This window comes from Variovorax sp. UMC13 (assembly GCF_014170375.1).
Lineage (GTDB): Bacteria > Pseudomonadota > Gammaproteobacteria > Burkholderiales > Burkholderiaceae_C > Variovorax.
The window spans coordinates 54,208-66,011 of record NZ_LZZW01000013.1 but is presented as its reverse complement, the minus strand read 5'-3'; the positions used below and the strand labels follow the sequence as shown (position 1 = coordinate 66,011).

Annotated in this window: 11 protein-coding genes; 3 read left to right on the top strand and 8 right to left on the bottom strand. The window is 66.3% G+C overall.

Annotation, left to right across the window (positions count from 1 at the left end):
* The first annotated feature begins 35 nt into the window (after window positions 1-35).
* Together A9977_RS10505 and A9977_RS34755 are read left to right on the top strand one after the other, a co-directional pair.
* On the top strand, window positions 36-389 hold the full coding sequence (locus tag A9977_RS10505; RefSeq protein ID WP_259651897.1) for a VOC family protein: 354 nt from the start codon (window positions 36-38) through the stop codon (window positions 387-389).
* A 965-nt stretch (window positions 390-1,354) separates the two neighbouring features.
* The gene (locus tag A9977_RS34755; RefSeq protein ID WP_183024786.1) at window positions 1,355-1,579 is read left to right on the top strand and encodes a Lar family restriction alleviation protein; all 225 of its coding nucleotides are present in this window, start codon (window positions 1,355-1,357) and stop codon (window positions 1,577-1,579) included.
* 63 nt (window positions 1,580-1,642) lie between these two features.
* On the opposite strand, the gene A9977_RS10495 is transcribed toward A9977_RS34755, so the two are convergent.
* The 6 genes from A9977_RS10495 to A9977_RS10470 form a co-directional block, all read right to left on the bottom strand.
* On the bottom strand, window positions 1,643-2,020 hold the full coding sequence (locus A9977_RS10495; protein WP_183024785.1) for a hypothetical protein: 378 nt from the start codon (window positions 2,018-2,020) through the stop codon (window positions 1,643-1,645).
* A gap of 55 nt (window positions 2,021-2,075) precedes the next feature.
* A complete protein-coding gene (locus tag A9977_RS10490; protein WP_183024784.1) occupies window positions 2,076-3,578 on the bottom strand; it encodes a superoxide dismutase family protein in 1,503 nt (500 codons plus the stop codon).
* A 70-nt stretch (window positions 3,579-3,648) separates the two neighbouring features.
* Entirely contained in the window at window positions 3,649-4,920 is a 1,272-nt protein-coding gene (locus tag A9977_RS10485) for a sorbosone dehydrogenase family protein (protein ID WP_183024783.1), read from the bottom strand.
* 285 nt (window positions 4,921-5,205) lie between these two features.
* On the bottom strand, window positions 5,206-7,725 hold the full coding sequence (locus tag A9977_RS10480; protein ID WP_183024782.1) for a cbb3-type cytochrome c oxidase subunit I: 2,520 nt from the start codon (window positions 7,723-7,725) through the stop codon (window positions 5,206-5,208).
* Window positions 7,722-8,660: a cytochrome c oxidase subunit II gene (coxB, locus tag A9977_RS10475; RefSeq protein WP_183024781.1), complete on the bottom strand. Its 939-nt coding sequence runs from the start codon at window positions 8,658-8,660 to the stop codon at window positions 7,722-7,724. Before coxB ends, A9977_RS10480 begins: the two co-directional genes overlap by 4 nt.
* Window positions 8,657-8,980: a cytochrome c family protein gene (locus tag A9977_RS10470; RefSeq protein ID WP_259651896.1), complete on the bottom strand. Its 324-nt coding sequence runs from the start codon at window positions 8,978-8,980 to the stop codon at window positions 8,657-8,659. The genes coxB and A9977_RS10470 overlap by 4 nt, the downstream gene beginning before the upstream one ends.
* A gap of 172 nt (window positions 8,981-9,152) precedes the next feature.
* On the opposite strand from A9977_RS10470, the gene A9977_RS10465 reads away from it, so the two are divergent.
* Complete coding sequence (locus A9977_RS10465) at window positions 9,153-10,031, top strand: c-type cytochrome (protein WP_183024779.1); 879 nt, start codon at window positions 9,153-9,155, stop codon at window positions 10,029-10,031.
* A 1,264-nt stretch (window positions 10,032-11,295) separates the two neighbouring features.
* On the opposite strand, the gene A9977_RS10460 is transcribed toward A9977_RS10465, so the two are convergent.
* Window positions 11,296-11,502 (bottom strand): hypothetical protein, encoded by a 207-nt coding sequence (locus A9977_RS10460; RefSeq protein ID WP_183024778.1) that lies wholly within the window; start codon window positions 11,500-11,502, stop codon window positions 11,296-11,298.
* Window positions 11,503-11,554: 52 nt separating this feature from the next.
* Complete coding sequence (locus A9977_RS10455; RefSeq protein WP_183024777.1) at window positions 11,555-11,803, bottom strand: hypothetical protein; 249 nt, start codon at window positions 11,801-11,803, stop codon at window positions 11,555-11,557.
* Between the last annotated feature and the right edge of the window lies 1 nt (window position 11,804).

Genomic DNA, 11,804 nt, shown 5'->3' with positions numbered 1-11,804 from the left:
CGCACATACAACTCGGCGCACAGGATCTGGGCGCCATGACAGTGTTTTACGACATCGTCCTGTCGAGTCTGGGGTGGGTTCGTGTTTCGTCGTCGACGCGCCCGCCTCCTGCGGGAGTGATCTGGAGATTGCCGGGGAGCCGCTGGCCGCAGTTCGTTCTCAACGAGCCGGTCAACGGGCAGCCGGCAACCGCGGCGAACGGCTCGCAGGTCAGCTTTTTGTGCACGTCGAGGCCCTTGGTCGACAGGGCCTGGCTCGCAGCCATTGCCGCTGGCGCTACAGACGAAGGAAAGCCGGGGATTCGCCATGCGTACGCACCGGATTTCTACGCAGCCTACTGCCTCGATCCCGAAGGTCACAAGCTCTGCTTCGTTCACACGGGAGGTTGAACGCCCTCCCCCCAAGCCAGGCCGCCGTCGACGCATACGCGAGCAAGCGCTCAAGCCGCCAGGCGGCAACGATCAATCAACGCGTCCACCTGGAGACCCGAGCGCACGGGAAGCTGCGACGTTCGGCGATGGCCTCCGTTGCTGCACGGACAGTCCAACTGGAACCCCAAGGCGGGCAGCACGCATTGCGATCGCGCGACTTCAGCGCTGCTGGTTCGGCGCGTTGGGCACATGCAACGCCGGAGCTGATGGTGGATCGGCAATGGCTCGCGTTCAGATGAAGCACGCTGTCCACGACCATCGTCGCAACCGCAAGGACGACCAAAGATCGGCAAAAACCAGAATGGCCGGCCGCGACGTGGCGGGTCATCACATTTCCGTTTCTCGGCGTTCACTTCGGCAGGTGATTCCCTGCGGGTCGGACTTAGGTCGCTGGACCACGATTGCGCCCTGGCAGGCGTCGGCTCAGCGCTCCAGAATGCATGGAGCGTGGGTTCTGCAATCACCAGGACGATATTGATCGCAATCCTCGCATTGACCTGGTTGCTGTGCCCTGGTGGCTCCCCCGATTCCGTACGTTCCATCTCCTGCCTTCCCCTTGCAGCGATGAAAGGTGGGTGAGTGCCTTCTACAGAACTGCATCGTTTTGCCGATCATCTGGTCGAACGGTGCGGACGTCATTTGCGGCTCCTTGTTCTGACTTGCGCAGTTTGACGTCCGAACCCTGTTCCGCCTGGCGCATGTCCCTCTTTGAGGGCGTGCTCATCTTTTTCGGGGACGGACCGGCTTGGCGGTTACGACCTCTGGTGGTCGGCCATCCGACCTTGATCAGCGGTATTGCTCAGGGCGTCTACCGATTGGCGATCAGCCCCTTTTAAAGCCAGACTGCAGGGCGTGTGTAGGAGAGCCTCTCGGCTTCATGCACATACGACGGCTTCGACACCGGGAGAGCACAGAATCGAACCATGACTCGCTCGACGCTTGCAAAATGTCCATTCTGCGGAGCAGACGGATTGCCACAGTTGATGGAAGATCCAGCACCGACACCGAGGTGGGCACACGCCTACGTTCAATGTGTTCGCTGCGAAGCGCGAGGCCCGATTTTCCGGGCACAGGATCATCCCGAGTCTGACTTGGTTCAGCTGGCGGCAAGACGATGGAACAGCAGATCGCTGTTCCCGAAGTTGTAAATCTGCCCCTGAGCATGCTTGAGACCGGCGGACGGCAACGCTGGTCGGCACGCTTTTTCCCAGTCATCGTGACCACGCGACCGCCACTGATGCATCACAGCGAGTCATCCCCGTGGTGCCATCGTGGTTCATGCTTACGCGAACGCGTCCCTCCTCCAAGGGCTGAATGGTGCGGCCGAAGCTGTCTGCATAGTCCTGCGCCGTCGCCATGAGGCTCCTCTTGCAGGAGGATCGAACGGTCTCATTGTCAGCAGCGAGCGAAGGGCGCGAGTAAGTCGACGAAATCAAGAACCCACCTGGTTGATTCTCGACCTTGTAAGTTGCATCGCGCCCGCCCGAAAGTCCTCTTCCTCCAGGGAAGGAGCATCCGACGTTCAACGCAACCAGCATGGCGCCCACCACGACATACCCCGACCTCGTCAACATCTTCTGCAGTTCCATGCTCTTATCCCAATCGACAAAACCCCGGGGCGCCCAACACATGCAGACGTTCGGTTCACTGCCCCTGCAAGCGAACGGTCACGATGTCGAAAGGAAGCAGCGGCGGAGGGCTCTTCTGCTTGTCGAGTTGCGCGTTGACCACCATCAGGCCGTCGGCGGTCACTGCGGCCGTGGTGGGATAGCGTAGGCGGCGATCGGTGTGCCGCTGCACCATCTGGGCGCTGCCCCAACCGGCCGCAAGCTTCAGATGCACGATCTCGCCTTCGACATTGCGCATCACCAGCAGGTCGTCGGCCCCGTACAGGACCAGGCCGTCACCGTTCTTCAGCGGTCGGCCGCCGACGCGTACCTCGGTCACGGCCTTGGTCTGCGTGTCGATGCGCCACAGCTGGCCGGTCGACAGCTGGATCGACAGCAGCCAGCGACCGTCGGGCGATGCAACCAGGCCATTCAAGTTGACCTCGTTAGGGACGTAGCGCACCGGTGTCGAAGACAGATCGAGCCACGGCTCCATCACCAACGTGCCGCCCGCAGGCACGTTGCGGATCCGGTAGATCACCGGGCGGAACGAATCGGTGGCGTAGACGGCACCATCACGGCTGACGACTAGGTCGTTCACGAAGGTCTGCGGGCCCTTGGGCAGCTCGATGGCGGCCAGAGTGGTCGCGGTCGCCAGATCGACGATGGCCACCGTGCCGTTGGGCCCGCCGGCAATCCAGAGGCGCCCGCGATCATCGACCTTCATGCCGAAGGCGCCCATACGCCCGGGCGAGCCGCCGGCCTGAAAAAGCTCCGCCTTGGTCGCGCCGCGCGCGATACGGAACAGGTCGCCGTTGGTGGTGGAGCCCACATAGGCCGTGCCGGTGCGAAGATCGACCGCAATGCCTTCCGGGAAGACCTGGGCACCTTCGATCGTCGCGCGGCCCTGCACGATGCCGCCCTGGCCGGGTTCGATCAGACCACAAAGGATGCGGGCGCCCGAATTGCCGGCGGGATCGCTCTGGTAGTCGTCGGGGTCGGCATGAACCACGACGGTGCGCCCCATCGCGGACATCGACCCGGGCGACAGCGTGAGGTTGGGATTCAGAAAGCGGACGGTGCCGCGGCCATCCGCCCCCACCTGCAGCGCCGGCAACTCACCTGCGTGCGCCGCGCCGGCCGGCTGGCCTGGTTGCCCATGGTTGTGCGAGGCGCCAGGATCGAAATGGCCACCCGCTGCGCCGAAATCGACGAAGCTGCCCGTGGCCGCATCGGGCCCTGGCGCACAGGCGCCGTTGGCATGCACATGCAGCCCGTGCGCGCCGGGGCTGAGGCCTTGCACCGTGACCTGGACGTCGACGCCGCTCGCCGCCGGCGTCAGCACGGCCTGGCCCGCGGGCTGACCGCCTGGCGTGAGCAGCCGCGCGACCGCGGCGGGCCCCGTGGGCGCGAGCGCACCCATTGGGCCCGTGGTGGCAGGCGGCACCGTCTCGGCGCGGTTCGCGCAGGCGGCCATCGTGGCGGCGACCGCAAGAGCCATCGCGCACCGCAGAGGCGTGCTGGAGAGAAGAGAGGACATGGCGGACTTCCGTTGTGCAGGGGATGCGGGCTTGGACATGGAACGGCGCGGCGAAGGGCGGGAGCGCCGCTCAGCGGGCGCTGCCGTGGCTGATGCGGTAGATCACACCGTTCTGGTCTTCGGCCACCAGAAGCGCGCCGTCATTGGCGACCGCCACGCCCGCGAGGCGGCCGAACTGCGCTGGCCGGCGCGCCTTCTGCTGTTCGGCCGGTGTGCCGGCGCCGGGCTGCTGCAGGTTAGCGGGCGGCACATCCATGAGCCAGCCCGTGGCGAAGTCTTCGATGCTCTGGGGCTTTCCAGCCGCATCGAATCGGACACGCACCACCTTGTAGCCGCTGGGCTGTCCACGGTTCCACGAGCCGCGCATCGCGACGAAGGCGCTGCCTCGGTAGTCGGCCGGGAACTGGGCACCCATGTAGAACGCCAGGCCGATCGGCGCGGCGTGAGCCGTGTAGGTCAGGGCCGGCGCTTCGGTCGTCGGGCAGAAGTCCGCCTTCGTTGTGTTCTCGGGATCGTTCTGCTGCTTCATGTCGACCTGACGATCACCCCAGCAGAACGGCCATCCATAGTGCTTGTTGGGCAGGATCGCGTTGAGTTCTTCGGGCGGCGTGTCGTCGCCACGGTCGTCCGAGCCGTGATCGAAACCATAGAGCTGACCACCCACCGGGTTGAATGCGAAGCCGAGCGTGTTGCGCAGGCCGCGGGCATACACGCTGCGGGCCGAACCATCGGGTTGCATGCGCAGGACGGTCGCAGCCTCGAGGTTCGTCTCCACACAGTTGTTGCACTGCGAACCTACGGTCACGTACAGCATGCCGTCGGGCCCGAAGGCCAGGGTTCGGTAGGGATGCTGCGAACCGTCGGGCAGGTCGTCGACGATGACCTTGGGCGTCGACAGCATGCCGTCAGACAGGACGTCCGCGACCAGCACCTTCTTGTCGCTCGCCATGTAGAGCTTGCCGTCACGCAGGGCAAGGCCGTGCACGTTCTTGATGTTCTGCGCTACCACCTTCTGCGTATCCATCATGCCGTCGCGATTGGCGTCGCGCAGTAGCAGCACGTCACCCTGCTTGGGGCGGCTTACGTACAGGTCGCCGTTTGGGGTGGGTTGAATCCACCGCACATGCTGCATGTTCCTGGCAAAAACGTTGACGCTGAAGCCCGCCGGCACCCGCAGCCGCTGAAGCATGCTGTCTTCGAACTTAACGGGCGTGGGCTCGAGATTGGTGGTTGTCACCACGTTCGGACCGTCTCCAGGAGGGAGCTGAGCGCTGGCCGCACCGGCAATGGCCAGCGTCATCGGAAGGGCCCAGGCGAGGAAAGATCGGGAGACGGTCATCATGATCCTTGTGAGTCGGGTGCGGCTGCCATTCCAACGGAGATCCCCTCCTGTCGCGTGGCTGAGGAAGCAACGCTCAAGTAGGACGACGGCGCATACGCATGGGGAGGTCTCTGCCCCGCAAATCCGCGCGTTAGCGCCGAGGCGCGAGCGCGGTCGTCACCTCATCTCGCCCTAGCGTCTGCCTCAGGGCCTACGCGCAGGGAGGCGTCGACGGACCGGCAAGGACACACTGGCCCGGCGCCAGCTCTGCGGGCGTACCGGACAGTGATCTCGACGCCTTCATCCCTAAAAAAATGCGGTCAGCCTGATCGCCGCCGCTCCCAGCAGCGCCTGAAGCGTTGCCGTGTGCCAGAGCAGCGCGGTGTTGTCGAGCGTGGCGCGCGCGCCGGGCTGCAGGTGGGCGCTGTGGGTGCGGGCCAACAGGAAGCACCCCATCAGCACCAGCACCGCCAGATGGAAGCCCTGGTAGCCGAGCAGCATCGCGACCGTTGCGCTCCAGGCATTGCGCGTCGGCGACAGGCCCGCAACGGCGTGGGCATGGAAGTCGAGCGCGAAGCCCGCCGCCGAACACAGCAGCGCGGCCAGCACCAGCACGCGCACCCAACGGCGCTCGCGCCCGCCGGCCTCGCGCAAGACCCGCGCCGCGCGGGCCAGGCACAGGGAGCCGAGCAACCACAGCGCCGGCCCGACGAGCCCCTGCGCGAGCGGCGGCAGCGCGGAGCCGACGGGAGGGCACACGGCGCCGGCCATCGCCACATGCACGTGCGCGTAGACGAAGCAGGCGAACACGGTCATGTCGACCGTGGCCAGCACCAGCGTGCCCCACCACGAGTGGGAACGCGGGCCACGCGCACCGAGCGGCAACCGCACACCGTCCGCGACCTCGGCCGTGGCGACCGGCGGCGGCCGGTCGGTGCCCCAGAGCCAATGGATCACCGCGACGATCGCGCCGATCCCGCAGGCGAAGGCTAGCGCCAGCTGGCCGGCCGTGAGCAGCAGGAAGAAGCCCGCGGTGCCGGCCGCCGCGATCAACGGACTCCAGCCGTCGCCCGGCAGCACCAGCACATGGCGCGGCGTGGCATCGACCGGGCTGGTGACCAGCGTCTCACGCCCTCCGGTCACGGTGCCCGGCAGCCAGTGGCGGCCGGCCTCGACCGACGCGGGCAGCGTAGGGTCGGCCCACAGCGGCTCGCGAGATGCCACCTGCGGAATGCTGCGCACGCCGTAGTCGCGCGGCGGCAGCCATTCGAGCGTGCCCGCGTTCCAGGGGTTGTCATGGTCCTGTTCGGGCTTGCGCATCATGCGCGCCATGTCGCCCAGGAACAGCAGCACGCCCAGCGCGCAGGCGAAGGCGCCCACGGTCGAGAGCATGTTGAGCGCACCCCAGCCCATGTGCTCGGCATAGGTGTAGACGCGGCGCGGCATGCCCAGCAGGCCGGTCAGGTGCATCGGGAAGAAGGCCACGTTGAAGCCCACGAACATCAGGCCGAAGCACCAGCGGCCCCAGCGCTCCGACAGCGTGTGGCCGCGGTACACCGGCGCCCAGTGGTAGAGCGTGGCGAACAGCGGGAACACCATGCCGCCGATCAGGACGTAGTGCAGGTGGGCAACGATGAAGTAGGTGTCGTGCGCCTGCCAGTCGAAAGGCAGCACCGCGACCATCACGCCGGTCAGGCCGCCGAGCACGAAGATGAAATGGAACCCCAGCAGGAACAGCGTCGGCGTGTTGAAGCGCACCGTGCCGCGCCACAGCGTGGCGATCCAGGCGAAGACCTGCATCCCGCTCGGGATCGCGACCGCAAAGCTAGCGGCCGACACCACCAGCATAGAGGTGTTGCCCAGCCCGGCCGCGAACATGTGGTGCAGCCAGAGCGCGAAGCTCACCACGCCGACCCCGATCAGCGCATAGACCACCGCGCGGTGGCCGACCAGCGGCGTGCCGGTCTGCGCCGCGACCATCATCGAGACCATGCCGGCCGCGGGCAGGAAGATGATGTAGACCTCGGGGTGGCCGAAGAACCAGAACAGGTGCTGCCACAGCAGCGCGTCGCCGCCGCGCGCCGCGATGAAGAAGGGCCAGTCGAAGGCGCGCTCCAGTTCGAGCAGCGTGGTCGCCGCGATCACCGCGGGAAAGGCGAACACGATCATCACAGCGGTCACCAGCATGGCCCAGGCGAAGATCGGCATGCGCATCAGTGTCATGCCCGGCGCGCGGGTGAACAGAATGCCAATGATGAGTTCGATCGCACCGGCAATGGCCGAGATCTCGATGAAGCCGATGCCCAGCAGCCACCAGTCGGCGCCGGTGCCGGGCGAGTACTCCTTGCTGGTCAGCGGCGGGTACATGAACCAGCCGCCGTCGGGCGAGACACCGAAGAACAGCGTGCAGAAGAAGGCCAGCCCGCCGATCGCGTAGGCCCAGAAGGCATACGCCGACAGCCGCGGAAACGGCAGGTCGCGCGCACCCAGCATGCCGGGCAGCAGGTACACGGCCACGGCCTCGACGATCGGCACCGCGAACAGGAACATCATCACCGTGCCGTGCATGGTGAAGAGCTGGTTGTAGGTCGATGCATCGACCAGCGTGTTGCCCGGCACCGCGAGCTGCGTGCGCATCACCAGCGCGAGGATGCCCGCCAGCACGAAGAACAGCATCGCCGTCGCGATGTAGTACACGCCGATGTGGGTGTTGTTGACGGCCGCGAGCCGCCGCCATCCGGTGGGCGAGCGCCAAGCCCGCTCGAGCGCTTCGCGTTCGCCTGCGGGACGCGGCAGGCGCGAGGGATGGCTGCGCGGTGTGCTCATTTCAGGTGGCTCAGCCAGAGCGCGATGGCACGCATGCTCTCGTCGTCGACGCGTCCTGCGCCTGAGGGCATGCGTGCGCCGGGCTTGATCTGCTGCACGTGCGCGATCCAGTTGATCATCGTGGCGGGCTCATTGGGCATTTCGGCGGCGCCGAGCTGGAGCCGGCTGCCCACATGCGTGAGGTCGGGGCCGAGCCGGCTCTCGGCCGTGACGCCGCGCACCGTGTGGCAGGCGCCGCAGCGCTGTGCGATGAAGGCCTGGCGGCCCCGGACCAGCGCGGGCGTGTCGGCCGGCGCCGCGTCCTGCACCTGCGCGTGCAGCCAGCGTTCGAAGTCCGCGGGTGCCATCGCCACCACCTGCAGCGCCATGCGCGCATGCTGCGCGCCGCAGTACTCGGCGCATTGGCCGCGGTAGATGCCGGGCCGGTCGGCTTGCACCAGAAGGTGCTGGACGCGGCCGGGCAGCATGTCCATCTTGCCGCCGAGCGCGGGCACCCAGAAGCTGTGGATCACGTCGGCGCTGGTCAGTCCCAGGTACACAGGCCGCCCCACCGGGATGCGGATCTCGTTGGCTGTCGCAATCTCTCGGTCCGACGCCGGATCGCGGTAGCGCAGCGACCACCACCACATGTGGCCTGTCACGCCGACGATCAGCGCATCGGACGGCGGAACCGCGCGCCACGGCGGCGCGTGCCGCACGCTGTAGAAGAACAGCGCCACCAGCACCGCCAGCGGGAACACGAAGCCCCCGCCGATCACCCACAGCCGTGTGTTCACCGCGGCGCCCTCGCGACGCCGCACGGCCAGCCACAGCAGGCCCATCACGCCGAGAAAGATCAGCGTGGCGCCGACCGTGATCACCAGCGTGACGTCGAGGATCGAGGCGGCCAACGGGCCGGCCGGGTTCAGGGCGGACTGCTGCGGCGGCGCGTTCACTTCAGCGCCAGCAGGTAGGCCGCGAGGTCGCGCGCGTCGGCCGGCGAAACGCCCATCGAGGGCATCGTCGTGTCGGGCACCAGCGCCGCAGGCGCCTCGATCCAGCGCGCGAGGGCTTCGGGTCCATTGGGCACATGGCCCGCGATGTAGCTGCGGCGGCCGAACCCGTCGAGCGGCGGGCCGACGCGGCCCCGCGCGATCGCTGCACCGGGCACCACATGGCAGCTGCCGCACTGGTACTGCGCCAGCAGCTGCTGGCCGCGCGCGATCTGCGCGGGCGCGGCCCGGTTGTGCGGCAGTGGCAGATCGCCGATTTGCATGCCGCAACCGCCCAGCGCGCCGCAGGTCGCACTGATCACGCAGGTGCGACACATGCGCGCCAGGGCGGGGCAAAGGGGTCCGGGGCCGGTCGGCATGCGCACGATTCTGTGGCCGCACACGCGCTGCGCGCCGACACGGGTGCGCCGACATGCGTCGGACAATACCGCGACCATGAGCAAGCGCGCCACGATCCTCCTGACGCTCGCCGGCGCCGGCCTGTTGGCCGCCGCGGCCGCGCTGGCCTTTGTCTACGGCGGTCTCTACGACGTGTCGGCGGCCCGCCAGCACACGCAGCCCGTGTACTCGCTGCTCGAGACGGCCATGCGCCAGTCGGTGCGTCTGCGCGCCCGCGACGTGCAGGTGCCGGCGCTCGACGCGCCCGCACTCGTGGCCCGTGGTGCAGGCTGCTTCAGGGACAAGTGCGTGCAGTGCCATGGCGCACCGGGCGTGGCGCAAAGCGACATCGGCAAGAGCATGCAGCCGCTGCCGGGGCCGCTGGTGGACGCGCGCCAGCGCTGGCTGCCGCGCGAGCTGTACTGGGTGACGCGCCACGGCATCAAGATGAGCGGCATGCCGGCCTGGGAGTTCCGGCTGGCGGACGCAGACCTGTGGGCCCTGGTCGCGTTCATGAACAGGCTGCCCGAACTGAGCCCGCAGGATTTCGCGACCATGACACAGCCGGCGGTACAAGCTAACGCGTGGGCCGCGGCGGGTGCTTCGCGTGTCGGCGCTACCGCCTGCGGCGCGGCCGAGCCTGCCGTGCCGCGCGCCGGCGACATCGAACGCGGCAAACAGGCGCTCTACCAGTACGCCTGCAATGCCTGCCACACCATCCCCGGTGTGACCGGCTCCTCCCCCGCGGTCGGGCCGCCGCTCGCGGGCCTGGCGCAGCGGCACACTCTTGCAGGCAAACTGGTCAACACGCCCGAAAACATGGTGCGGTGGCTGCGCCACACGCGCGAGGTCGACCCGCTGACAGCCATGCCCGAGATGGGGCTGACCGAGCAGGACGCAACAGACATCGCGGCCTACTTGGCGACGCTGCACTGAGGGGGTTTGCGGGGAACACCGAGCCGGGCGGCCGCGGTTCACCGCCCCACTGCGAAGTCCCACACCCAGCTTTTTTCTTCAACTCAGCAATGACCGCTGATTTCGCTTCGTGCTCTGCCCCAGTCGGCCGCGCACGAATGCAAGCGCTGCGCAACACAACGGTCGCCGACCGCCACCGTTGTCCGCTGGATTGCGGGAAGAAATTCGTATTCCATCAAATACAGGAGGAGCAGGCCTGAATGCATTTCCTATAAATCAGGAAATGAACTCAAAAACGGTTGCAAATGAAGCGCCAAACAGTACAGCAGGGCCCGTTGTAAAAAATGCACCGAGAGCCGCAGTGAAAGAGTTCGCGATCACTCTCACAAGAGTCACACTGACCCTGGTGCTCAGCTTTGCCTTCATAACTTGAAGATATGACTGCGCATCCTCGCCATCCGGAAAGGCGCGAACCGGGCGCCTCCGTATCGACTTCGAACTCCAAGTCGGCCGCCGAGATTTCGACCCTTATCTCTCCCACGCTACACCAGTAGCCTTTTTACGAAGGCCTGCCGCTAACGCGCCGCCAGCCGGGACTATAGCCTTCCGGAAAGATTTCATCATTCCCAAAGCCGTAGCCCTTAGAGCTGCACTTGCCCTTGAGGAAGCTGGCACCTTTTGACGGAGGACGTCATCCCGCCTTGTAGCTCTGCCATAAAGCCGAAAACCGGATCGGCGGCGGTGTCGTTCTTTCACGCGTCGAACACGAGGACGCCTCGCTTCGCACGCTCAAGGTCTTCTGCCCAGCGCTTAATAAATAACGTTTTGCCCTCACCTTATTCGGCGTCCAGGGCGACGGTCAAGGAGCGTCCTCCAGCGCTCACTCGGCGCTCAATGTAGGTGGCTAAGAATGCCGCAGGCGCGGGGCGGCCCATGACCTCGCCTACCCATTCATCCGCGGCTTCTTATTGTTTCCTGAGCCATGTCGTTCCTTGGGCTACCGTTGCAAAAGAATTATCAGAGTATGTGCTGACTCGTCTGACTGCCTAGGTAAACATTACCCCAAGGTTTCGAGCAGGCCTTAAGCGACCGTTCGCGCGGCGTATGTTCGACGAGATCGGCGACCACAGGCTCCCGCCTCACCGGTCGAGCAGAGAACGGTGCGCTTCGGCGATCACACGACGATAGCGCCCAAACACTGGCAAGCCGTAAGCGGGCTCCCGGCATGAAAGCACTCCCATTGAGCGCAGCAGCCGGACTGCTCACAGCAGCCGAAGCGGATTGTTCACGCCTGCCGCCGTCGTAGCCCCTCCCGGTACAGCAGCCCTCCGATCCCTCCCAGAACTGCTAGATCGTCCTCGCTGAGATGATCCGTAGCCAAGCCCATCCAGACCGCCAGGTCGGCTATGGCATCTTCCAGCCCCTTGTCGCTCCCCTGCAGATTCAGCAAGGCTGCGCGCTGCTCGAAGAGGCCGATGATCGGGTGGGTCATGTCGGGACTTTGCGCCGGAGGGGCGGCGGACGCAAGGTTACTTGCGCTGTGCTCAGCCTGACGAAGGATCTGCCCATAGCTCGGGCTCGCGGCGCTTCAGTTCGGCGACGCCGGCCTGGCGCGCCTCTTCCCATGTGTCGTAGGGCTCCGCCGCAGCCGCCAGCTCATTGAACTTCGTCGCGACGCCGAGGTTCTCCACGATCGTCCAGTAGAAGCGACCAAACATCGGCTCGGTGACCCGGACAGAGACAGAGCGGAAGTATTCAGTCATGGCCGAGCATAGCGGCGAACCGTCGCTCAAG